Source organism: Bradyrhizobium ottawaense (assembly GCF_002278135.3).
Classification (GTDB): domain Bacteria; phylum Pseudomonadota; class Alphaproteobacteria; order Rhizobiales; family Xanthobacteraceae; genus Bradyrhizobium; species Bradyrhizobium ottawaense.
In genome coordinates this window covers 283,115-306,975 of record NZ_CP029425.2, presented here as the reverse complement: position 1 = coordinate 306,975, position 23,861 = coordinate 283,115, and the positions used below count along the sequence as shown (strand labels likewise).

Genomic DNA, 23,861 nt, shown 5'->3' with positions numbered 1-23,861 from the left:
ACGCGCCGCTTTGGCGCCGCCATGTGCCAATGGCAGCGAAGGGATGATCGCCGATGACCGAACCGTTCATAGTGCGACGCGAGACCCAGATCGCGGCACCACGTTCCACCGTTTTCGCCTATCTGACCGACCCCGAGAAAATCCTGAGCTGGATGGGCTCCGATGCCACCACGGAGCCGCATCCCGGCGGGCTTTATCTGCTCAAGGGCATCGGCCCCCGCAGCGGCGTCGCCCGCGGCGCCTTCCGCGAGGTCGTGCCGGTGCATCGTCTGGCCTACACGTTCGGATGGGAAGGCGGCCAGGAGGTACCGCCCGGCTCGAGCCTGATCGAGATCGACCTGATCGAGCGCGACGGCGGCACGCTGCTGCGCATGACCCATAGCGGCCTGCCAAGCGAAGCGCAGGCCGCCGCGCACGCGACGGGGTGGGCGCATTATATGGAACGGCTCACGACCGCAGCCGCAGGCGGCGATCCCGGTCCCGACAACGGCGTCTCGCCCAAGTCGTAGCTCTCGTAGGGTGGGCAAAGGCGCACTTGCGCCGTGCCCACCATCTACCCCAACACCGCAACAGAAATGGTGGGCACGCTTCGCTTTGCCCACCATACGGCAGTGTCGTTAGTCGTCCGTGAAGAAGGACTAAGCCACTGATCGGGAATCTCGATTTGGGCTAAGGGGCATTTCCAGATTGCAAGGTTTTGATGCTTTGGGCGTCAGAACCTTGCGATTTGGTTTTCGTGGATTCCCTCGAAGCGGGAAGCATGATTCCTTGTCTGCATCGGAGGGAACGATGCGGCCGAAGAAGCACAAGACGACGGGATCGAACGATCTGTTCCGGGCTCGGCTCGACCAGATCATCAATATGAAGCACGAGCTGGTTCTGCTCGCCGGCAAGGTCGATTGGGACTGGATCGACGGCGAGATCGCGCCGCTCTACAGCGAGAACGGCAGGCCCGGGATCGAGACGCGCTTCATGATCGGTCTGCTGTTGCTCAAGCACATTTACGGGCTGTCCGATGAGGAGGTGTGCGAGCGCTGGGTCCATGACCCATACTTCCAGTTCTTCACCGGGGAAGAGTTCTTTCAGCACACGTTCCCGCACGAGCGCTCGGACCTGAGCCATTGGCGCAAGCGGCTTGGCGACAAGCTGGAGTTGCTGCTGGCCGAGAGCTTGCGGGTAGCGCACGAGGCCGGTGCATTACGCAGCCAGGACCTCAAGCGGGTTACGGTCGACACCACGGTGCAGCCGAAGGCCATCACCTTTCCGACCGATGCCAAGCTGCTGCATGCGGCCATCAAGGGGCTCAACCGCCTGGCGATCAGGCACGGCGTCAGGCTGCGGCAATCCTATGCTCGCATCGCCAAGGCCGCCGCGATGATGGCCGGCCGCTACGCCCATGCCAAACAGTTCAGGCGGCATCAGCGGCAGTTGCGTATCCTGCGTAGCCGGCTGGGCCGGATCATCCGCGACATCCGCCGCAAGATCGAAGGCCAGCCAGCACTGGAGCAGGCGTTCGCCCTCCCGCTCGGCCGGGCCACGCAGATCCGCTCGCAGCAGCAGCGCCAGCGCGGCTGGAAGCTCTATTCCTTCCATGCCCCGGAAGTGGAGTGCATCGGCAAGGGCAAGGCCAGCGCGCCTTACGAGTTCGGCGTGAAGGCCTCCATCGTCACCAACAACCGCCGGGCTCCCGGTGGCCTGTTCGTGCTGCACGCCAGCGCACTGCCCGACAACCCCTACGACGGTCACACCTTGCGGGACGTCATTGACCGCACCGAGACACTCACCGGCTGTCCGATCGAGCGGGCCTATGTCGACAAGGGATACCGCGGCCACGACGCACAAAATCCCCGTCGCGTCTTCATCTCCGGCCAGAAGCGCGGCGTTTTCGGTGTCATCAAGCGCGAGCTGCGCCGCCGCTCCGCCATCGAGCCCATCATCGGACACCTGAAGGCGGAAGGCCACCTCGGGCGCTGCTACCTCAAAGGCCGCGCCGGCGATGCCGCCAACGTCGTCCTCTCAGCCGTCGGACACAACTTCCGCCGCATCCTCGCCTGGCTGAGATATCTCTTGTGCCTGTTCCTGGCCCAGCTATGGCGCACGCTCGCCCGGCCAGCCTCGATCAATCCGGCTTCTTAACGGACGACTCGTTACACCGCGGCTGTCGCCACCACCTGCGCCAGAAGCTGCTCGCGCCTCGCCTGCGAGCGCTGGCCCTTCATGGTCGCGGCGAAGCGCTCGAGGATGCCGTCCTCGAACGCGGTGACGATGGTGTCGTGGACGTAGCTCTTGCGGCAGATCGCCGGCGTGTTGGAGAGCTTGTCGGCTGCGGCGCGAATCGCGTCCAGCACCTGCTTCTTGCGGCCGCGCTGGCTGGTCGCCGGCGTGATTCGCGACAGCGATTCCACGACGACGGCAGACGCCATCAGCGTACGGAAATCCTTCAGCGAAATCTTGATGCCGGCGATCTCGCGCAAGAACGCGTTCACCTGCGTGGTGTTGACCGCGCGCACGATGCCGTAGGCATCGCGATACTGGAACATGCGCTTGCCGGGGACGCCCTGCAAAATGCCGATGGCGCGCACCAGCTTGGCCGCATCGCACTCCTTGCGCACCGCCTTGCCGCCCTTCGCCTTGAAGGTCAGCACGAAGCTGTCGTCCTCAAGCGTGACGTTCGACTTCAGCAGCGTGGTGGCGCCGCGGGTGCCGTTGAGGCGGGCATAGGATTCATTGCCGGGACGGATCGCAGTGCGCGCGATCAGCTCGATCACGGCCGAGAGCGCGAATTCACGCGTCGGCTCGTCGCCCGACAGGAACGCCGAGACCTTGCGCCGGATCTTTGGCAGCGCGCCGACGAGCTTTTCCAGACGATGCGCCTTGCGGTGCTCGCGGACCTTCTCCCAATCGGCGTGATAGCGATATTGCAGCCGGCCTGCGGCATCGCGGCCCACGGCCTGGAGATGCAAGCTCGGATCGGCGGAGTAGCGCACCTCGCGATAGGCCGGCGGCACCGCCATGGCGTGCAGCCGGCGGATAGTGCGGGCGTCGCGGATATGTGCGCCATTGGGACGCACGAAGGAATAGCCCTTGCCGCGCCGGATGCGGCGGATGGTCAGCTCGTTCTGGTCGCCGAGCCGCAGGCCGAGCTCCTTGGCGAGCGCTTCGACCGTCGCCGCGGGCGCCGTGTCGAAGGCCTTCTTCGGGCTAGGACGCCTGAAAGCGGCGGGTTTCGGCCATTGTCCGAGGGCTTTGGCCAATGCAATGGCCGCAGGATCGGCTGAAGCGGGCCGTATCGTCCCGAGATTCTGCTGATCCATCATAGTCTTATGCCTTAGCCCTGTCTGTTACCGGTCAATGCCGCTGTTCTGATTTTTGTTCCGAAGGGTCTCTTCGGGCCCGGGTTGGCCATTTAGGGTGTTCCGAACACTATTGCGAGTCCCGAATCGGTGAGGGTGGTTTCTAAATACCTCCATTAATGCATGGGGCCCCTGCGCCGGCCTGTTCCGCGGAGCTGGGCAAGGCCCCGAAAAGCCGCCCGCCGGCTTGTTTCAGATCTGCGACAGTCACAGCAGGTGGCCTTGATCCTCCGCATGGCCGGCCGCCCGCCGAAGGTCCAGCTTGTGCTCCTTGTCGGGCCCGGTTAGCCCGACGCATAATCAGTCAATGATCAAGTCGGCTCGCCGGTCGCTAGCGTTCGGCCTGCCGTATGTGGAGGGAAGCATGTCCGAGAAGATCTACGACGTCCCGGCGGAGTGGGCGAAGCGCGCCTGGGTCGACCAGGCCAAGTACAAGGAGATGTACGCTCGCTCGATCTCGGACCCGAATGGTTTCTGGGCGGAGCAGGCCAAGCGCATCGACTGGATGCACGCGCCGACGAAAATCGAGAACGTCTCGTTCGCGCCCGGCAACATCTCGATCAAATGGTTCGAGGACGGCATCCTCAACGTCGCCTACAACTGCATCGACCGGCATCTCGCCAAGCGCGGCAACCAGACCGCGATCATCTGGGAAGGCGACGATCCCTCGCAGTCCAAGCATATCACCTACCAGGAGCTGCACGACGAGGTCTGCCGGATGGCCAACATCCTGCGCACCCGCAACGTCAAGAAGGGCGACCGCGTCACCATCTACCTGCCGATGATTCCGGAAGCGGCCTATGCGATGCTCGCCTGCGCGCGCATCGGCGCGATCCACTCCGTGGTGTTCGCGGGGTTCTCGCCGGACAGCCTCGCCCAGCGCATCAATGACTGCAAATCCAAGATCATCATCACCGCGGACGAAGGCCTGCGCGGCGGCAAGAAGGTGCCGCTGAAGGCCAACGTCGACGCCGCGCTCGCCAAGGCCGACGACGTCGACTGGGTCGTGGTGGTCAAGCGCACCGGCGGCAAGATCGACATGAACCCGACGCGCGACCTCTGGTATCACGAGGCGGCGGCGATGGTGACGACGGAATGCCCGGTCGAGCACATGCACGCCGAGGACCCGCTGTTCATCCTCTACACCTCAGGCTCGACCGGCCAGCCCAAGGGCGTGCTGCACACCTCCGCCGGCTATCTCGTGTTCGCCTCGATGACGCATCAATACGTCTTCGATTATCACGACGGCGACATCTACTGGTGCACCGCTGACGTCGGCTGGGTCACCGGCCACAGCTACATTCTCTATGGGCCGCTCGCCAATGGCGCGACGACGCTGATGTTCGAAGGCGTGCCGAATTACCCGGATAATTCCAGGTTCTGGAACGTCATCGACAAGCACAAGGTCAACATCTTCTACACCGCACCGACCGCGATCCGCGCGCTGATGCAGTCGGGCGACGAGCCCGTGAAGAAGACATCGCGCGCCTCGCTCCGCCTGCTCGGCTCGGTCGGCGAGCCCATCAATCCGGAAGCGTGGGAGTGGTATCACCGCGTCGTCGGCGACGACCGCTGCCCGATCGTCGACACCTGGTGGCAGACCGAGACCGGCGGCATCCTGATCACGCCGCTGCCGGGCGCGACCAAGCTCAAGCCGGGCTCGGCGGCGCAGCCGTTCTTCGGCGTGCTGCCTGAGATCGTCGACGCCGACGGCAAGGTTCTGGACGGCGAGACCTCGGGCAATCTCTGCCTGACGCGGTCCTGGCCCGGCCAGATGCGCACGGTCTACGGCGACCATGCCCGCTTCGAGCAGACCTATTTCTCGACCTACAAGGGCAAGTACTTCACCGGCGACGGCTGCCGCCGCGATGCCGACGGCTATTACTGGATCACCGGCCGCGTCGACGACGTTATCAACGTCTCCGGCCATCGCATGGGCACTGCGGAAGTCGAGAGCGCGCTGGTGGCGCATGAGAAAGTCTCCGAGGCTGCCGTGGTCGGCTTCCCGCACGACATCAAGGGCCAGGGCATCTACGCCTATGTCACCCTGATGGCCGGCATCGAGCCGACCGAGGACCTGCGCAAGGAGCTCGTCACCTGGGTGCGCAAGGAGATCGGCCCGATCGCATCCCCGGACCAGATCCAGTTTGCGCCGGGCCTGCCCAAGACCCGCTCCGGCAAGATCATGCGCCGCATCCTGCGCAAGATCGCCGAGGATGAGCCGGGCAGCCTGGGGGATACCTCGACGCTGGCCGATCCCGCCGTGGTCGATGATCTCGTCAGGAACCGGCAGAACAAGAAGTCGGCGTAAGCTTGCTCTCCTGCCCCGGACGCAGCGCAGCGCGCACGTCGCGGTGCGCTGCTGAGCCGGGGCCCATCCATCCCAGCGCAAAGAACTGGGTCCCGGCTCTGCGTCGCGGCGCGACGCGCTGCGCCTTGTCCGGGACGCGAGACCGCGTTTGTCGTCGACCCTCCGGTAAGCAACAGCCGTTCACATCCTCACGCACTCGTCAGCGCGCGTGCCGGTGCGGCCGCATCTTTCCCGCCGAGTGTTGTTTTCAGGTCATTTACTTTATTTCGAACATTTCCTTTGTTCCCCCTGCTGGCTGGCCCTTGGCAGCCGTGCTTGGAAACCAACCGGTTAACGGGCGCGGTTAAGAATGTCCCCTGACAAGGACGTGGCAAGCTGGCGATTGCCGGTTCCGCGTAATTTTGGACGATCCGTTCGGGCTTAGGGGAAAATCGATGTCGATTAGGATTGCGGCGGCGCTGGCCGCCACCATCGGGGCAGGGGTCTTGATGTCGACGGCGGCGCAGGCGCGGCCGGAAATGGTGGGGGCGCATCTGGCCGACTATTCGCCGGGCACCATCGTGGTCAAAACCAGCGAGCGGCGGCTCTATCTCATCCTCGATAACGGCCACGCCGTGCGCTATCCGGTCGGTGTCGGCAAGTCCGGCAAGCAATGGGCCGGCACTACCCGCATCGACGGGAAATATCGCAACCCGGCCTGGGCACCGCCGGCCGAGGTCAAGCGTGACAAGCCGAGCATTCCCGACATGATTCCGGGCGGCTCGCCGCGCAACCCGATGGGCGTTGCGGCGATGACGCTGGCCGGCGGTGAATACGCCATCCACGGCACCAACGTGCCGGGCTCGATCGGCGGCTTCGTCTCCTATGGCTGCATCCGCATGCTCAACGACGACATCACCGATCTCTATGGCCGCGTCTCGGTCGGCACCACGGTGGTCGTGACGCGCTGATCGCCAGGATCAAGGCAAGACAGGAAAAGGCCGCGTCCCCGAACGCGGCTTTTTTGTTACCAGAAGCGCCAGCTGCGCGTGCACCAGCCGTCGCGATGGCCGCCAGTGTAGCTTCGCGCAAAACCGCCGGCGAGCAATGCCGCCGCAACGTTCGCAGTCCGCCGGGTCGCGACGTCGGCGAGAACGCGGCCGTATTTGTCGGGGCCGAGATTGGTGATCGTCACGTCGCCCTGACCGAGCAGATCGCGCAACGCGCGGGCCGCGGCTTCGGCCTTGTCCTGCTCCTCCCGGCAAGACGCTTTCATCTCGGGCGCGTCGATGCCGCGCAACCGAACCCGCACGACGAGATCGCGGCCGCCGCGCTGACGAACGCGCGCGAGAAAGGTGTCGCCGTCGATGGTGCGAATGACGTCCACCGGCTCGCGAACATCGGGATGGCCCGCCTGCTCGAGAACGATCTCGGCATTCCGCGTGCGGTCGCCATCGGCATCAGGAACAAGCCAGCTCATTCCATGGCGAAAGGTGAGCACGACGGCCAGCGCGATGCCCACCACGAACATCCACGGCAATAATCCGGAGAAGCGCCGACCGAACGGCGAGCCGCCGAATTGCGGCCGATAGGAATTAGGTCGATCCCGGAAAGGCATCAATCACGCTAGGACAGAGACGGGGGAACTCAAAGCACGGGCGCGTACATAGCGGAACCAGATCGACGGGCAAGCGTGCAGGAAAATTCCATCGTCGAATATGTCGGCCGTAGTTCTACCGGAGATCCGCGAATATTACCCAAATCTCAATCATTGGTTGCGAATACCTGCTATACAGCAACGCGAGGAGAGAGCGGTGGGGTCATTCAGGTTTCGCATTGGAACAAAGCTCGGCATCGTCACCGGCGTGAGCGTTGTGCTGGTCTGCGGCATGCTGACCAACCAGATGCTCGGCAACCGGTCGATTGCCGAATCCAATCGCCTGGTCACGATCAACTACCTCAACAAAGGCAATGCGCAAGCGGCGCAGACGGCGATGGCGCGGGCGCAGCTCGCAGCTCTCGAGATCAGCTCCGCCTCGTCAGCCGGAGAGGTTGACAAGCTCCTCGAGAATCTCCGCGCGCGAGCAGGCGAAGCCGGCGCGGAAATCGATACGGCCACCGACCGGGCGACCCGCAAGGTCACCCAGGACGCCTATCGTGAGACCAAGAAATTCGTCGATGCGTATCTGACCAGCGGCATTGAACTGGCGGGGGCGCAAAAGACCGTCATTGGCGCCCCCTCGGGCGGCGCCAGGACTGCCGCAGAGTCGACGAAGGCCACCATTCTCGCAGAGCGTATGCGTCCGGCAGCCCTGGAAGTCAGCAAACGGATCGACGATCTGGTCGGCGTTGCCAACGAATTCGCCGCGCGCCGCAAGGGCGAGATGCTGGCCGAACTGGACCGCGTCGCCACCTTCGCATTGATCGTCGGCGTCTTCGTCGTTCTGACGTTGATCGGGTCCGCCGTCTTTTCCGTGTCGAACATCGCCCGGCCGATCCGGCGCATCGGCGACGTGCTTCTCCAGCTCGCCGCCGGCAACAAGGCGATCGAGATTCCCTACACGCGCCGCGGCGATGAAGTCGGCGACAACGCTCGCGCGGCTCAGACCTTCAAGGAAAACCTGATCCGTATCGAGCAGATGGAGGTTGAGCAGAAGAATCAGGAAGCCGCTGCGGCCGCTCAGCGCAAGGAAGAGATGACCCAGCTCGCCGGCGTGTTCGAAGCCGCGGTCGGCGGCATCATCGACTCTGTGTCAGCGGCCAGCCAGCAGCTCGAGGCAGCCGCCGGTACGCTGTCGGGAACCGCGGAAGAGACCCAGGAACTCTCCGGAATGGTCGCGGCGGCCTCGGAGGAAGCGTCCACCAATGTCGGAGCGGTCGCGTCCGCCGCCGAGGAAATGAGCACCTCGGTCGTCGAGATCGGACGCCAGGTCCACGATTCCAGCCGCATCGCCAGCGAAGCGGTCAGGCAGGCCGAGCGCACCGATGTCCGGATCAATGAACTGCTCAAGGCGGCGGGCCGAATTGGCGACGTCGTCAAATTGATCACCGCGATTGCCGAACAGACCAACCTCCTGGCGCTGAACGCAACGATCGAGGCGGCGCGCGCCGGCGAATCCGGCCGCGGCTTTGCGGTCGTGGCGAGCGAGGTGAAGGCGCTCGCGGCGCAAACCGCGCGAGCGACCGAGGAAATCAGCGCGCAGATCGCCGGCATGCAATCGGCAACCGAGGACTCCGTCGGAGCGATCAAGGAAATCGGCGCGACCATCGCCCGCATTTCAGACATTTCGTCCACCATTGCAGCGACGATCGAAGAACAGGGTGCAGCGACGGCCGAGATTGCGCGCAACGTCAGCGAAGCCGCCAAGGGAACCGTCGAAGTCGCAGACAAGATCGCCCAGGTCAGTCATGGCGCGAGCGCGACCGGCGCGGCGTCGGGGCAGGTGTTGGCATCGGCGCGCTCGCTGTCGAATGAAAGCAGCCTCTTGAAGACGGAAGTCGAGAAGTTCCTCAACACCGTGCGCGCGGTATGAAACTGCATAGCGGCGACGAGCACATCTTCAATGCTCGTCGCGTATGGATAGCGCCTCCGGGATTCCCCGGAATTGTCCGGCACCCCTGACAACTGTAGGTTGGAAAAGATCCAACGAGCAATCGCTCGTGGAACTCCCTACAGCGGGTCCTCCGACATGAACATCGACGCAATTTCAGCCGATTCGCTCGAACGAATGGCCGACCTCGTTCGGCAGCAGCACAGTTCCCTCGACACCATGCTGCTGTCCCCAGTGGGCGAATTCCAGAGCAGAGCCGTCACGCTCGCGACGTTGATGCGTGAAGTGACGGACTGCCTCGCCGAGGATTTCCTGCATCGTCCGGCGCAGGACTTTCCGATGCTCTATTTTGCATGCGGCAAGGCCAGAGTCGGCTCGACCGCCCTCAGCAATCTGTTCGGCATGACCGGCATGCCTTCATATTATCAACCGCTGAAGGCGATCCTGCGCGACGCGCTCGTCGGCCGTCCGCTGACGCCCTGGGTCATCCCCTCGGCGAGCGACGAGCCGCACATCTTTAGCAAGGAAACGATCGGGCCCTACGTGCTCGCCGAGAGCTTGTTCAATCCGCTGCAGCTCCTGGTCGAAGCAGGCTATCCGCGGCACCGTCTGCATCTCATCATGCTCGATCGCGAGCCGGCGAGTTCGCTGGCGTCATGGCTCGAGAAGCTGATTTCGCGCGCGCCCGAAGATACATTGCTGCGGCACTATGTCGTCGCCGCACTCAGCGCGGCCCGCGTCGCAGGTTACGCCCAGCAACAAGGCGTTCCCGTCACGCACTACGTCTACGAGGTGAGCAAGGAGGCCCTGTCGTCGGTGCGCGTCTTGTTCGACCGCCTCGGCCTTTCGAGCAGCTTTACCGAGAATGCCGTGACGTCATGGCGGGAACCGGGAAGCGTGCAGGCAAACAACGCGCGCGTCATCTTCCCGAGCGAAGCGACGATCTACAAGGTGCCCAATCTGCACACCTCCGATAGCGCCTATCGCTACCAGCGCCGCGCGACGGGCTCGGTGAGCGAAGCTCAGCTGGAGATCCTGGAGCGCTGCGGGGTCAATGACGCCTATCGAGCTTCGGTCGCGGCGTGCGTCCGCGATCTCGGCCTGAATGCGGCAATTTCGGCGCATCTGTTCGGCGACTGGTTCGCTGAGGCCGCGTGATCCGCATGCTGGACAATCCCACGAGCGCCGAACCCCTCCTTGAAAGAACCGGCGGCGAGCAGCTTCACGCCGCCGGCCATCTTCGGCGCCTGGAGGCGGAAAGCATTCACATCCTGCGAGAGACGGCGGCCGAATTCCGCAGGCCGGTGATGCTGTATTCCATTGGCAAAGACTCCTCGGTGCTGCTGCACTTGGCGGTGAAGGCCTTTCATCCCGGCAAGCCGCCATTTCCGCTGCTGCACGTCGACACGACATGGAAGTTCCGCGAGATGATCGCGTTTCGCGACCGTCGCGCGCGCGAACTCGGCATCGACCTGATCGTCCATACCAACAATGACGGCTTGAGCCAGGGCATTGACCCCTTCACCCACGGCTCGGCCCGTTACACCGACGTCATGAAGACCCAGGCGTTGCGGCAGGCGCTGGACCTCCACGGCTTCGACGCCGCGATCGGAGGCGCGCGGCGCGACGAGGAGAAATCGCGCGCCAAGGAGCGCGTGTTCTCGCACCGGAGCGCGGCGCATCGCTGGGATCCGAAGAACCAGCGGCCCGAGCTGTGGAGCCTGTACAACACGATGCTCGCACCCGGCGAGAGCATGCGGGTGTTTCCGCTGTCGAACTGGACCGAGCTCGACGTCTGGGACTACATCCTGCTCGAGGACATCCCGATCGTTCCGCTCTATCTGGCGGCTTCGCGCCCGGTGGTTGAGCGCGACGGCGCGCTGATCATGGTGGACGATGAACGGATGCCGCTGCATGCAGGCGAAGAGCCGCGATGGCGCTCCGTCAGGTTTCGCACCCTGGGCTGCTATCCGCTCAGCGGCGCCACGGTCTCGACCGCGGCAACGCTCCCCGAGATCGTGCGCGAGATGATGGCCTCGCGCACCTCCGAGCGGCAGGGACGCATGATCGACCGGGACAGTCCCGCATCGATGGAGCGCAAGAAAGCGGAAGGCTACTTCTGATGTCCTATCACGAGGCACCCACGATCGCTGCCTCCGATGCGCCGCGGCTCGAACAGGACGATCGTCCGACGCTGCGTTTCGTCACTTGCGGCAGCGTCGACGACGGCAAGAGCACGCTGGTTGGCCGGCTGCTCTACGATTCCAAGACGCTGCTCGACGACCAGCTCGACGCGCTGGCGTCCGAGAGCCGGACGGTCGGCACCACCGGCGGCGATTTCGATTTCGCGCTGCTGGTCGACGGCTTGCAGGCCGAGCGCGAGCAGGGCATCACGATCGACGTCGCCTACCGCTTCTTCGCCACCAAGCTGCGCCGCTTCATCGTCGCCGACACGCCGGGGCACGCGCAGTATACCCGCAACATGGCGACCGGCGCCTCCAACGCCGATCTCGCCGTGGTGCTGGTCGATGCCCGCAAGGGCGTAATCACGCAGACGCGGCGCCACAGCCACATCCTGTCGCTGCTTGGTATCCGTCACGTCGTGCTCGCCGTGAACAAGATGGATCTGATCGGATTCGACGGGGATCGCTTTGCGGCCATCACTGCCGAATATCTGACCATGGCCGGACAGCTCGGAATCTCGCAGGTCCAGTGCATCCCTGTCGTCGCGCCCGACGGCGACAACATCGTCGCCGCCAGCGCGCGGATGCCCTGGTACGCCGGGCCGACCGTCACCGCCTATCTGGAATCGGTCGACGTTTCCGGCGATGTCTCGCAGCGGCCGTTCCGGTTGCCGGTGCAATGGGTCAACCGGCCGCATGCGGAGTTTCGCGGCTTCTGCGGGCGTATCGCCAGCGGAACGATCGCGATCGGCGAGACCATCGCCGTGCAGCCCTCGGGCCGCCAGACGCGCATCGCGCGCATTCTCACCCCCGGCGGCGAGCGCGACCGCGCTGCGGCGGGCGAATCGGTGACGCTCACGTTGACCGACGAGATCGACGTCAGTCGCGGCGACGTGCTGACGGCGGGGCCCGCGCCACAGGTCTCGGATCAGCTGGCCGCCCATCTCGTCTGGTTCGACGACGAGGCCATGGTCGCGGGCCGTCGCTATTTGCTCAAATGCGGCGCGGCCTCGACCGGCGCGGTGATCACGACGCTCAAGCACCGCATCGCCATCGACACCATGGCGCATGAAAGCGCTGCCACACTCGACGCCAACCAGATCGGCTACGCCCATCTCAGCCTCGACCGTCCATTGGTGTTCGAGGCCTATCGCGACGACCGCGACATGGGCAGCTTCATTCTCGTCGATCCCATCAGCCATCGCACCGCCGCCGCGGGAATGATCGATCTCTCGCTCCGCCGCGCCACCAACATTCATTGGCAGCGGCTTGCCGTCGACAAACCCGTGCGGGCGCAGCTGAAGCAGCAGCGGCCCTGCGTGCTCTGGTTCACGGGGCTGAGCGGTGCCGGCAAATCGACCATCGCCGATCTCGTCGATCGCAGGCTTGCCGAACTCGGGCGCCACGCCGCGCTGCTCGACGGCGACAATCTCCGCCACGGCATCAACCGCGACCTCGGCTTCTCCAACGCGGACAGGGCGGAGAACGTCCGGCGCACTGCCGAGATCGCGGCGCTGTTCGTCGATGCCGGCATGATCGCGCTGGTCGCGCTGATCTCACCGTTCCGCAACGAGCGCGAGCTGGCGCGCCAGCGGGTCGAGGCAGGCGAGTTCATCGAGATCCATGTCGCGACCCCGCTGGCCGAATGCGAGCATCGCGATCCCAAGGGGCTCTATCGCAAAGCACGGGCGGGAGAGCTGCCATCGTTCACCGGCATCGATCAGCCCTACGAGATGCCGCGGGCGCCGGAGATCACCATCGACACGTCAGAAATGTCGACCGACGCGGCCTGCGAGCGCATCATCGGTTATCTCAGGGACAATCACTATCTGTAGTGGCGGGAGTGGACGCCTTCCAGGACCGGCGATCGCTCAGAAGTCGGAGGCGATGCCCTTGCGCTCCCAGTCGCCGTAGCGGGTCGGCTCGGGTCCCTTCGGCCCCTGCAACTCCTTCGGCGCCGCCTTGCCGGCCTCTTGGGCCTGCGCGGCTGCGGACTGTCGGCGCGCCTCGGCTTCGGCCAGCGCGCGCTGGGCTGCCGGCGTAAGCTGCTTGCGGGCGGGAACGGGAGGCTGATCACTCATCGCCAGGCTTTCTAGCGCAGGACGAGCCGCAACGCGATGTCCAATAACGCATTCCTGAAATCGGCCCGGAAGGGCTGAAAAAGCCCGAAGCGATTCTTACATTTGGCATATTCGCGTGCCAGAGATTGGGTTCTCAAGGCATGCGCCCATTGCGGCGGAACTGCCGCTTGCTCAGAACCTTGCTTCCGCATGCCATCTCAACGTTTCGCCCCTCCGTCCGAAGTGCCCGGTCTCGCGGCGCGACGGATTGCCGCCGACATCGTCGACGGCGTGCTGCACAAGCACCGTACGCTCGATGACCAACTCGACGGCAGCGGCGCCCATCCCGGACTGAAGACGCTTGCCGACCGCGACCGCGCGCTGATGCGGCGACTGGTCGCCACGGTGCTGCGCCGGCTCGGCACGCTCGGCCATGTGCTGTCCCGCCTGCTCGACAAGGGCATCCCCTCCGATGCGCCGCGCGCGCAGAGCGCACTCCTGATCGGCGCGGCGCAGATCCTCTGGATGGACGTGCCGGATCACGCGGCCGTCGACCTCTCCGTTCGCCTGGTGCAATCCGACCGGCGCGCCGCGCGCTATGCCGGCCTCGTCAATGCCGTGCTGCGCCGCTGCGCGCGCGAGGGCGCGGCGCTGGTCGAGGAGGTCGCCGCGCAATCGCTGGATCTGCCCCCATGGCTGCTCGCGCGCTGGAGCGCGCATTATGGCGAAGCAACCGCAAGGGAGATGGCACTGGCACTCGGCCACGAGCCTTCGCTCGATCTCACGGTGAAGTCCGATGCCGCGCAATGGGCGAACCGCCTGCACGGCGAGACGCTTCCGACCGGAACGGTGCGGATGCTGCTGCACGGCTCGGTGACCATGCTGCCCGGCTTCGCCGAGGGACAATGGTGGGTGCAGGACGCCGCCGCCGCGCTGCCGGCCCGGCTGTTCGGCGACGTCAAGGGCAAGTCCATTGCCGATCTCTGCGCCGCCCCCGGCGGCAAGACCGCACAACTGGCGCATGCCGGCGCGCAGGTCACGGCGATCGACCGCTCGCCGGCCCGGGTGATGCGGCTGCGTGAAAACCTGGCGCGGCTGTCGCTCCAGGCCGAGACCGTCGTCGCTGACGCCGTGGAATGGGCCGGCCCAGCCGAAGGCTTCGACGGTATTTTGATCGATGCGCCCTGCACCTCGACCGGCACGATCCGCCGTCATCCCGATGTGGCGTGGCTGCGGCAGGAAGCCGACGTCACCGCCATGACTGTGCTCCAGCAGCGGCTGCTGCGAAAATCGGTATCGTTGCTCAAGCCGGGCGGCACGCTGGTCTACTGTACCTGCTCGCTGGAACCCGAAGAGGGTGAGCAGGCCGTGGCAACGCTGCTGGCGAGCGAGCCTGCGCTTCGCCGCGTCCCGATCGAGGCCGCGGAGGTCGCGGGCCTCGACGAAATCATCACAGGGGACGGCGATCTGCGCACCCTGCCCAGCCATCTGCCGAACGCCGATCCCAAGCTCGGCGGTCTCGATGGGTTTTTCGCGACCCGGCTCGTTAAATCCTGATTTTGCACCGGATTTTGCGACCGCGACGCTGATTCGCACACGTTCAAGGTGGTGTCAGACGTCCGATTTTGGGATTAATAGGGATTCGTCGGAATCCTCTCCCCCTTCAAGGCAAAGCGTGTCGGTCGCTCAACGCAGACGTATCTCGACGCTGGTCATGAACCGCTTCGCGCGGAACATGCTCGCGCGCGCGAGCGGCGGTTCCGTTGCGCTGTCGCGGGTCTGGCCCGGCCGCACCGATCGGCTGATCATCGCGCCGCACGATCTGCGCACCGCGGATGCGACTCGCGCCGCCGAAATCTATGCCGGCCGCTTCGTCTTCGCCGGCAAGATCGTCAATTGCCACGGCCGTTCGATCTTCGATCTCGAGCCGCCGTCGGAGGATTGGGAAGTCGCGCTGCTCGGCTTCGGCTGGCTGCGCCATTTGCGCGCCGCCGACACCGCGCTGACACGGGCGAATGCGCGCGCGCTGATCGAGGACTGGATCGCCAACCCCGCCAACAAGCGCCGCCCGGTCGCGCGCCGCGCCGACGTGCTGGCCCGGCGCGTGATCTCGCTGCTGTCGCAGGCGCCGCTGGTGCTGGGCGAGACCGACAACAAGTTCTACCGCCGTTACCTGCGCGCCCTCGCGCGCGAGATCCGCTTCCTGCGCTACACCATGGTCAACATTCCCGACGGGGTGCCGAAGCTCCAGGTGCTGATCGCGCTGTGCTATGCGGCCTTGTGCCTCGCCAACCAGGCGGGCCAAATCCGCAGCGCATCGAAGAAGCTGTCGGACGAATTGCAGCGGCAGATCCTGCCCGACGGCGGACACATCTCGCGCAATCCGGGCGCGCTGATCGAACTCCTGATCGACCTGCTGCCGCTGCGGCAGACGTTTGCTGCGCGCAACATCGCGCCACCGCCGGCGCTGCTCAACGCGATCGACCGCATGATGCCGATGCTGCGCTTCTTCCGCCACGGCGACGGTAACTTCGCGCTGTTCAACGGCATGAGCGCGACATCGTCCGACCTGCTCGCCACGCTGCTCGCTTATGACGACACCCACGGCGCGCCGATGGCGAACATGCCGCATACCGGCTTTCAGCGCCTCGATGCCGGCCAGACCACTGTGATCATCGACACCGGCCCGCCGCCGCCAGCCGGCGTCAGCCACGATGCCCATGCCGGCTGCCTGTCGTTCGAACTGTCTTCCGGCATCAGCCGCATCGTCACCAATTGCGGCATGCCGACCACGGGCCGCGACAATTGGCGGCCATTCGCCCGCGGCACCGCGGCGCATTCGACGCTGACCTATCACGATACTTCGTCGTGCCAGTTCGTCGAGATGTCGGCGATGAAGCGGCTCTTGCACGGCTCGCCGGTTACCAGCGGCCCCGTCGAGGTCGAGAGCTATCGCGAGATCGTGCAGAACGGCACGCTGCTCACGACCTCGCATGACGGCTATCTTTCTAAATTCGGCGCGATCCACCGCCGCGTGCTGATGATCGCCAATGACGGCGCGCGCATCGACGGCGAGGACACGCTGTCGCCGCCGCAGGGCGGACGCTTCAAGGGTGCCGACGCTGACTTTGCGCTGCGCTTCCATCTGCATCCGGCAGTGAAGGCGAGCCGGCTGTCTGATGCGCGCGGCGTCATGCTGGTGCTGCCGAACCGCGACGTCTGGACCTTCGAGGCGCTCGACGACAAGGTCGACCTCGAGGACAGCGTGTTCCTGGCCGGCAATGACGGGCCGCGCCGCACCGCCCAGATCGTGATCCGGCAGGACGCGCGGCAGGCGCCCTCGATCCGCTGGAGCTTTGTCCGCTCGACGGCATCGCCGACCGTCACCAATGCCCGCCGCAACGCTCGGCGCGAACCGGAACTTCCGCTGTAAACGCGCGGATTCAGCCCTATCTGATCGTTGTGAAGCACGCCGAAAACTGCTATCGAGCCCTCGCTCGCGCGACTGGCGACCTTGGATGGAGCACCATCGGGAAGCGCGACACATATCTGCCGCGCGCCTGGGCATAGACACTCCTTAAGACAGAGGATCTTGCTCATGACTGACCATCCCCGCCGCGTCACCCGCGCCCTGCTTTCCGTTTCCGACAAAACCGGCCTGATCGAATTCGCAAAGGCGCTCGCCGCGCATGATGTCGAGCTGGTCTCGACCGGCGGCACTGCGAAAGCAATCGCCGCGGCCGGCCTCAAGGTGAAGGATGTTTCCGACCTCACCGGCTTCCCCGAGATGATGGACGGCCGCGTCAAGACGCTGCATCCGAAGGTACATGGCGGCCTGCTCGCGATCCGCGACAACAAGGAACATGTGGACGCGATGAAGGCGCACGGCATCGCACCGATCGATCTTTTGGTCGTCAATCTCTATCCGTTCGAGGCGACCGTCGACAAAGGCGCCGGCTTCGAGGATTGCATCGAGAACATCGACATCGGCGGCCCCGCGATGATCCGCGCCGCCGCGAAGAACCATGACGACGTCGCCGTTGTCGTCGAGGCAGATGACTACAAGGCCGTGCTCGACGAGCTCGCCGCCAACAAGGGCGCGACCACGCTGAAACTGCGCCGGCGGCTTGCCGCGAAGGCCTATGCGCGCACCGGCGCTTACGATGCCGCGATCTCGAACTGGTTCAATCGCCAGCTCGAGATCGACGCGCCCGACTTCCGCGCCTTCGGCGGCAAGTTGATCCAGTCGCTGCGCTACGGCGAGAACCCGCACCAGACCGCGGCGTTCTACGTGACGCCCGACAAGCGCCCGGGCGTCTCCACGGCCCGGCAGCTCCAGGGCAAGGAGCTCTCCTACAACAACATCAACGACACTGATGCGGCCTATGAATGCATCGGCGAGTTTGACGCCAAGCGCACCGCGGCTTGCGTCATCGTCAAGCACGCCAACCCCTGCGGCGTCGCGGAGGGATCAAACCTCGTCGACGCCTATCGCAAGGCGCTGGCCTGCGATTCCACCTCGGCCTTCGGCGGCATCATCGCGATGAATCGTCCGCTGGACGCGGATACGGCCCGCGAGATCACAAAAATCTTCACCGAGGTGATCATCGCGCCCGACGCCACCGAGGAAGCGATCGCCATCATCGGCGGCAAGAAGAACCTGCGGCTGCTGCTCGCCGGCAGCCTGCCCGATCCGCGCGCGCCTGGCCTCACCGCCAAGACGGTCGCCGGCGGCCTGCTGGTGCAGAGCCGCGACAACGCCGTGGTCGACGACATGACCTTCAAGATCGTGACCAAGCGCGCGCCGACCGACGCTGAAATGCGCGACCTCAAGTTTGCGTTCCGGGTCGCAAAACACGTCAAGTCGAACACGATCATCTACGCCAAGGATCTCGCCACCGTCGGCATCGGCGCGGGTCAGATGAGCCGGGTCGATTCGGCCCGCATCGCCGCGCGCAAGGCCCAGGATGCGGCGAACGAGCTGAAGCTCGCCGAGCCGCTCACCAAGGGCTCGGTGGTGGCGTCGGATGCGTTCTTCCCCTTCGCCGACGGCATGCTCGCCTGCATCGAGGCCGGCGCCACCGCGGTGGTGCAGCCCGGCGGCTCGATGCGCGACGACGAGGTGATCAAGGCCGCCGACGAGCACGGCATCGCCATGGTGTTCACGGGCACGCGGCATTTCCGGCACTGAGTCGATCGGCAAGGCGAGCTACAAGAGCGAACGACGAACCCACCGACTTCGTCATTGCGAGCGCAGCGACTTGTCCGCCGAAGCCTTGGCGAAGGCGGAAGCAATCCAGTCTGTTTCCGCGGAGATAGTCTGGATTGCCTCGTCGCTTCGCTCCTCGCAATGACGAAGGATGAATCGCGTGATGCGACTAATCCCGCACCCGCATCAACAGCCCCAGCCCCGCGACGAAGAACACCACCAGCACCGCCATGCCGGCCTTCTGGCTTGCGGTCACCGCGGTGATCGTGCCGATCAGCAGCGGTCCGATGAAGGACGTCACCTTCCCGGTCAGCGCGAACAGGCCGAAATACTGCGCGATGCGGTCCTTCGGTGCGAGGTGGATCAGCAGCGTGCGTGAGGCCGCCTGGAGTGGACCGCCGGCCGCGCCAATGAGGCAGCCCAGCACGAGATAGGCGCGCTCGGCCGCGCTCGAGAACAAGGGAGCGTCTGCTTGCGGCGGCGCGACCTTGATGAACAACACGCTGTCCTTGTCGACCAGGAGAATTGCCGCCACGGACAACAGCAGCACGAGCAAGCTGCCGGCGATGACGCGCTTCGGCCCGAGACGATCATCCAGCTTGCCGCCGAACCATGCGCCAAATGCGCCGGCAATCGCGAGCATGATGCCGAAGGTGCCGATCTGGATGGTGTGCCAGCCGAAGGTGCCCGCGGCATAGATGCCGCCAAAGGCGAACAGCGACACCAGACCATCCGTATAGATCATATTGGCGAGCAGAAATGCCGCCAGCGATCTCTGCTGCGGCAGGCTTCTGATCGATTGCCTCAGCTCCAACAGCCCCTCACGCAAAGCCTCGCGCACCGGGCGCTTCGCCGGATAATCCGGCGTGAACAGGAACAGCGGTGTCACGAAGACGATGAACCACAGCCCGGTCAGCGGCCCCACGATGCGATCGCCCTGATGGCTGACCGGATCGAGCCCGAACAGCGGCGTGAAGCCGAGTAATGTGCGGCCGGTCTGCGGGTTGGCCGCGAGGAAACCGAGCACGATGATCAGGCTGACGATTCCACCGACATAGCCGGTGGCCCAGCCGGTGCCGGAGAGCCGTCCGATGCGCTCCGGCGGCACCAGCGTCGGCATCATCGCATTGTTGAAGAGGGTAGCGAATTCCGCGCCGACGCTGGCGAGCGCGACTGCGATGAGCAGTGGCGGAATGATGGAGGGATCGCCGGGCTTGCCGATCCATAGCGTGCAGGATGCAACCACCAGCAGCGCACCGAACCCGGCGATCCACGGCTTACGACGGCCCGAGGCGTCCGCGATGGCGCCCAGCACCGGCGACATCAACGCGATCGCAAGGCCCGCGGCCGCCATCGCAAATCCCCACATCGATTGGCCGGTGGCGGGGTTCGGCGCAATGCTGGTGGCGAAATAGGGCGCGAACACGAAGGTCGTGATCAGCGTGAAATAAGGCTGCGCGGCCCAGTCGAAGAAAATCCAGCTGACGACGGCGGCGCGCGGCGGATAGGTCCGCGCCACGCCGGCCATGCGCACATCCGGGGCGATCGTCGTCATCACGCAGTCCTCATCACGAACAGTTTTGCCTCTCTTGGGGCAAACCGTATAGCATTGCAGCGAGGCATGTGAACTGGTTCGAAGCCACGGCGGAAGCTTGATGATGTCGTCAAATTCGACAAGGCGGACATTTTTCGCCTTCATAGCCGCCCTGGCGTTTGGACTGTCACCGGCGGCCGCCCAGGATGCGCGACGGGCCTATGTCCCAGCCGCGCCTGACACGGTGCGCGCCGTCGCCGCCGAGCACGGCATGGTCGTCGCGCAGGAGAGGATATCTGCGCAGATCGGTGCCGATATCCTGCGGAGCGGCGGCAATGCGGTCGATGCCGCGGTCGCGACCGGCTTTGCGATGGCCGTGACCTATCCGCGTGCCGGCAATATCGGCGGCGGCGGCTTCATGGTGATCCATTCCGCGGACCGCAACGAAGACATCACGATCGATTACCGCGAGACGGCGCCGGCTGCCACCACGCCGCAAATCTTCCTCGGCGCCGACGGCAAGCCCGATACGGCGAAGTCACGGGATTCCGCGCTCGGTGTCGGCGTGCCCGGCACGGTCGCGGGCCTCGCTTTGGCATTGGAGAAATACGGCTCGGGGCAATTCACCCTGGCGCAATTGCTTGCGCCCGCGATCGCGCTGGCCCGCGACGGCTTCGCCGTCGGCGACGATATGGCCGACACGCTGCCTAACTGGCACCGGCGGCTGGAACGCTGGCCCTCCTCGGCGAAAATCTTCTCGCGGCCCGATGGCACGCCGCTGGGCGAAGGCGACAGGTTGGTGCAGGGCGATCTCGCTGAAACGCTCTCGGCCGTCGCCGCACAGGGGCCACGCGGCTTCTATGAAGGACCGGTCGCGGAAAAGCTCGCCAAAGCCGTGACGGACGCCGGCGGCATCATGACGCCCGCCGATTTGAAGGCCTATCAGGCCGTGATCCGCGCGCCGGTGCGCGGCACCTATCGCGGCTATGACATCGTGTCGATGCCGCTGCCTTCGTCGGGCGGTGTCGTGCTGGTGGAGACGCTCAACATCCTCGAGGGCTTTCAGCTTGCCGATTCGAAGCAGGGATCGCCGGCATCGCTGCATCTTCTGATCGAGGCGATGAAGCGCGCCTACGCAGATCGCGCGCGCTATCTCGGCGATCCCGCCTTCGTCAACGCGCCGATCGAGACGCTCGTCGCGAAGGACTACGCCGCCAAGCTGCGCGCCGGCATCTCCGCCGAACGCGCCACGCCGTCGAAGGAGCTCGTTTCCGCGGCTCCCTCGCCGCGCGAGGGCAGCAACACCACGCATTTTTCCGTCGTCGATTCCAGCGGCAACGCCGTCAGCAACACCTATACACTGAACTTCAGCTACGGCGTCGGCCTCGTTGCCGACGGCACCGGCGTGCTGCTCAACAACGAGCTCGACGATTTCACCGCCGCAATCGGCGCCTCCAATGCCTACGGTCTCGTCGGCTTCGAGGCCAATCTGCCGGGCCCCGGCAAGCGGCCGCTGTCCTCGATGTCGCCGACCATCGTGCTGAAGGACAGCAAGCCGGTGCTGGTGACGGGCTCGCCCGGCGGCAGCCGCATCATTTCGAGCGTGCTGCAGGTCATCGTCAACGTCCTCGATTACAGGATGGATGTTGCGGCCGCCGTCGCAGCGCCACGGCTGCATCACCAATGGTTGCCGGACGAAGTCCGTGTCGAGGGCGGCTTTCCGAGCGATGTTCTGGGTAAGCTGAAGGCGATGGGCCATGTCATCGTCGAGCCGATGGGGCAGACGTCGGCCAATTCGATTGTCGTGACACCCAACGGGCCGCTCGGCGCACCCGATCCGCGCACGCGCGGCGCAGAAGCTGCGGGGCAGTAATCGGCGCGTTCCTGACCGAGCTCTATCCAACGCGGCTGCGCGGCTCCGGCCAAGGCTTTTGCTACAATTTCGGCCGCGGGATCGGCGCGCTGTTTCCGTTCCTCGTCGGCGCGCTGTCGGCGTCGACCTCGCTTGCGAATGCGACCGCGATCTTCGCGGTGGTCGCTTACGCGCTGTTCTTCATCGCCGCCTTCGCGCTGCCGGAGACGCGCGGACGCGTGTTGCACGCGCACTAGCAGTCACTGTCATCCCGGGGCGGCTCGCAGAGCCGAACCCGGGATCTCGTCATTCCGGGTTCGCGCTTCGGGCGCCCCCGGGATGACGATAAAAAAGAACTACCGTCCCACCTGATACGGCCCGCCCTTTTCCAATGCGCGCGCATAGGCAGGCCGCGCGTGGATGCGCTCGAGGAACGCCATCGCCTTGGGATGGCCCTGCTCGAGCCCGCCGCGCGCTTGCGCCGCTTCCAGCGGAAAGCTCATCTGGATGTCGGCTGCGGTGAACTCGTTGCCGGCGAACCACTCGCTCTTTGCAAGCTCGCCTTCCCAGTAATCCATGTGCTGCTTGAGCTGCGGATTGACCAGGGTGGTCAGCGCCTGGTTCGAGACCTTGCGCACCAGCGGACGCAGCAGCGCGGGTGCGCGCTTCGGCATCAGCGTGAACAGCAGCTTCAACAGCAGCGGCTGCATCGCGGACCCTTCGGCGTAATGCAGCCAATAGGTGAAGCGCAGCCGCTCCGGCGTGTTCGGCGGCGGGATCAGCCGGCCGTTGCCGTAGGTCGCGATGAGATATTCGATGATCGCGCCCGACTCGGCGATAGTGTTGCCGTTGTCGGTGATGACGGGCGACTTGCCAAGCGGATGAATGGCGCGCAGCTCCTTCGGCGCGCGCATGTCCGGCTGGCGCTGATAGCGCACGATCTCGTAGGGCACGCCCAACTCTTCGAGCAGCCACAGCACGCGCTGCGAACGGGAATTGTTGAGGTGGTGAACGGTCAGCATCGGCGAGGTCCCCGGGGCAAGGCGTAGTGGCTAGGCGTGCGCAGTCGCGGCGCCGTTCGTGCCAGCCTGGGATCACAATGTCGAGCCATCAGGACGGATATTTTCACCCGGGTATATTGACGCCGACAATTTACCCGGGTATTAAATGACCCAACGTCGTCAAAATGACAATGATTCCAATGCAGAAGATTTTCACCGCCTTCCAGGGGCAGCGTCGCCTGGTGTCCGGGCCGGCAGGCGAGATCGCGCTGGTCGTCAAGCGGGTAGCGCAACGGCCGGACGAGCCCATCCTCATCTTCGAGGACGGCACCGGCCGATCGATCGACTTCGATCTGCGCGGCGGGGATCGCGAGGTCCTGGCGCGGTTGGCGAAGCTTGTGCCGCCGCCGGTCGAGGAGAGCACTCCACCGAGCGAGCCGCGCGGGCGCGGGCGGCCGAAGCTCGGCGTGGTCGCGCGCGAGGTGACGCTGTTGCCGCGACACTGGGAGTGGCTCAACGCGCAAGCGGGCGGCGCCTCGGTCGCGCTGCGCAAGCTCGTCGATGAGGCCAGGCGCGCGAGCGGCGACAAGGACCGCGAGCGGCAGGCGCGCGACGCGGCCTACCACTTCATGTCGACCATGGCGGGCAACCTGCCGCAGTTCGAGGAAGCCTCGCGCGCGCTGTTTGCCGACGACCGGCGACGCTTCACCGGACTGATCGCGGACTGGCCGACCGATATCCGCGACCACATCGTCAAGCTCGCCTACAGCGACCGCGCTTAAGGCGCGCGCGCTCTCACCTTCCCATCGACGGCCGAGCCGCGCATTG

Annotated in this window: 18 protein-coding genes, 1 pseudogene and 1 riboswitch; of the genes and pseudogenes, 14 read left to right on the top strand and 5 right to left on the bottom strand. The window is 65.3% G+C overall.

Features of this window, described 5'->3' with window-relative positions; genetic code table 11:
- The first annotated feature begins 53 nt into the window (after window positions 1-53).
- Both CIT37_RS01425 and CIT37_RS01420 read left to right on the top strand, forming a co-directional pair.
- Window positions 54-509 carry an SRPBCC family protein gene (locus CIT37_RS01425; protein WP_038972988.1) on the top strand — a complete coding sequence of 152 codons (456 nt, stop codon included), beginning with the start codon at window positions 54-56 and terminating at the stop codon, window positions 507-509.
- A gap of 280 nt (window positions 510-789) precedes the next feature.
- Window positions 790-2,136 (top strand): IS5-like element ISBj5_B family transposase, encoded by a 1,347-nt coding sequence (locus CIT37_RS01420; RefSeq protein ID WP_011084757.1) that lies wholly within the window; start codon window positions 790-792, stop codon window positions 2,134-2,136.
- Window positions 2,137-2,147: 11 nt separating this feature from the next.
- Here CIT37_RS01420 and CIT37_RS01415 read toward each other — a convergent pair whose 3' ends face one another.
- Window positions 2,148-3,317 (bottom strand): DNA topoisomerase IB, encoded by a 1,170-nt coding sequence (locus tag CIT37_RS01415; RefSeq protein ID WP_028139326.1) that lies wholly within the window; start codon window positions 3,315-3,317, stop codon window positions 2,148-2,150.
- 400 nt (window positions 3,318-3,717) lie between these two features.
- Between CIT37_RS01415 and acs the strand changes: the two genes are divergently transcribed.
- Both acs and CIT37_RS01405 read left to right on the top strand, forming a co-directional pair.
- Window positions 3,718-5,664, top strand: a complete 1,947-nt coding sequence (acs, locus tag CIT37_RS01410) for an acetate--CoA ligase (protein WP_161966306.1) — start codon at window positions 3,718-3,720, stop codon at window positions 5,662-5,664.
- A gap of 434 nt (window positions 5,665-6,098) precedes the next feature.
- Window positions 6,099-6,614, top strand: coding sequence for a L,D-transpeptidase (locus CIT37_RS01405; RefSeq protein ID WP_028139328.1), 516 nt, complete (start codon window positions 6,099-6,101; stop codon window positions 6,612-6,614).
- Window positions 6,615-6,670: 56 nt separating this feature from the next.
- On the opposite strand, the gene CIT37_RS01400 is transcribed toward CIT37_RS01405, so the two are convergent.
- Entirely contained in the window at window positions 6,671-7,261 is a 591-nt protein-coding gene (locus CIT37_RS01400) for a thermonuclease family protein (RefSeq protein WP_095424535.1), read from the bottom strand.
- A gap of 196 nt (window positions 7,262-7,457) precedes the next feature.
- On the opposite strand from CIT37_RS01400, the gene CIT37_RS01395 reads away from it, so the two are divergent.
- The 4 genes from CIT37_RS01395 (at window position 7,458) to cysN (ending at window position 13,212) form a co-directional block, all read left to right on the top strand.
- On the top strand, window positions 7,458-9,176 hold the full coding sequence (locus tag CIT37_RS01395; RefSeq protein WP_167456558.1) for a methyl-accepting chemotaxis protein: 1,719 nt from the start codon (window positions 7,458-7,460) through the stop codon (window positions 9,174-9,176).
- Window positions 9,177-9,332: 156 nt separating this feature from the next.
- Complete coding sequence (locus CIT37_RS01390) at window positions 9,333-10,352, top strand: sulfotransferase family protein (protein WP_038948690.1); 1,020 nt, start codon at window positions 9,333-9,335, stop codon at window positions 10,350-10,352.
- Window positions 10,353-10,357: 5 nt separating this feature from the next.
- Window positions 10,358-11,317, top strand: coding sequence for a sulfate adenylyltransferase subunit CysD (gene cysD, locus CIT37_RS01385; RefSeq protein ID WP_095424567.1), 960 nt, complete (start codon window positions 10,358-10,360; stop codon window positions 11,315-11,317).
- Window positions 11,317-13,212, top strand: a complete 1,896-nt coding sequence (gene cysN, locus CIT37_RS01380; protein WP_038948688.1) for a sulfate adenylyltransferase subunit CysN — start codon at window positions 11,317-11,319, stop codon at window positions 13,210-13,212. The genes cysD and cysN overlap by 1 nt, the downstream gene beginning before the upstream one ends.
- Before the next feature lie 36 nt (window positions 13,213-13,248).
- Here cysN and CIT37_RS01375 read toward each other — a convergent pair whose 3' ends face one another.
- Window positions 13,249-13,458, bottom strand: a complete 210-nt coding sequence (locus CIT37_RS01375) for a DUF1674 domain-containing protein (RefSeq protein WP_028139334.1) — start codon at window positions 13,456-13,458, stop codon at window positions 13,249-13,251.
- Window positions 13,459-13,647: 189 nt separating this feature from the next.
- Here CIT37_RS01375 and CIT37_RS01370 point away from each other — a divergent pair, with 189 nt between their 5' ends.
- From CIT37_RS01370 to purH, 3 genes are all read left to right on the top strand, one after another.
- Window positions 13,648-14,994, top strand: coding sequence for an RsmB/NOP family class I SAM-dependent RNA methyltransferase (locus CIT37_RS01370; protein ID WP_028139335.1), 1,347 nt, complete (start codon window positions 13,648-13,650; stop codon window positions 14,992-14,994).
- Window positions 14,995-15,151: 157 nt separating this feature from the next.
- Window positions 15,152-16,870 (top strand): heparinase II/III family protein, encoded by a 1,719-nt coding sequence (locus CIT37_RS01365; RefSeq protein WP_028139336.1) that lies wholly within the window; start codon window positions 15,152-15,154, stop codon window positions 16,868-16,870.
- A gap of 58 nt (window positions 16,871-16,928) precedes the next feature.
- Window positions 16,929-17,010, top strand: a riboswitch (ZMP/ZTP riboswitch).
- Window positions 17,011-17,035: 25 nt separating this feature from the next.
- Entirely contained in the window at window positions 17,036-18,628 is a 1,593-nt protein-coding gene (purH, locus tag CIT37_RS01360) for a bifunctional phosphoribosylaminoimidazolecarboxamide formyltransferase/IMP cyclohydrolase (protein ID WP_028139337.1), read from the top strand.
- Between the two features lie 187 nt (window positions 18,629-18,815).
- Here purH and CIT37_RS01355 read toward each other — a convergent pair whose 3' ends face one another.
- A complete protein-coding gene (locus tag CIT37_RS01355) occupies window positions 18,816-20,201 on the bottom strand; it encodes an MFS transporter (RefSeq protein ID WP_028139338.1) in 1,386 nt (461 codons plus the stop codon).
- Between the two features lie 100 nt (window positions 20,202-20,301).
- On the opposite strand from CIT37_RS01355, the gene ggt reads away from it, so the two are divergent.
- Window positions 20,302-22,053, top strand: a complete 1,752-nt coding sequence (gene ggt, locus CIT37_RS01350; protein ID WP_095424536.1) for a gamma-glutamyltransferase — start codon at window positions 20,302-20,304, stop codon at window positions 22,051-22,053.
- A pseudogene (locus CIT37_RS01345) lies at window positions 22,053-22,289 on the top strand (MFS transporter); the annotation flags it as partial. The gene ggt and the pseudogene CIT37_RS01345, both read left to right, overlap by 1 nt.
- 99 nt (window positions 22,290-22,388) lie before the next feature.
- Here CIT37_RS01345 and CIT37_RS01340 read toward each other — a convergent pair.
- The gene (locus CIT37_RS01340) at window positions 22,389-23,054 is read right to left on the bottom strand and encodes a glutathione S-transferase family protein (RefSeq protein WP_028139340.1); all 666 of its coding nucleotides are present in this window, start codon (window positions 23,052-23,054) and stop codon (window positions 22,389-22,391) included.
- Window positions 23,055-23,218: 164 nt separating this feature from the next.
- Here CIT37_RS01340 and CIT37_RS01335 point away from each other — a divergent pair, with 164 nt between their 5' ends.
- Complete coding sequence (locus CIT37_RS01335; RefSeq protein ID WP_085968531.1) at window positions 23,219-23,815, top strand: DUF2239 family protein; 597 nt, start codon at window positions 23,219-23,221, stop codon at window positions 23,813-23,815.
- Window positions 23,816-23,861 lie beyond the last annotated feature (46 nt).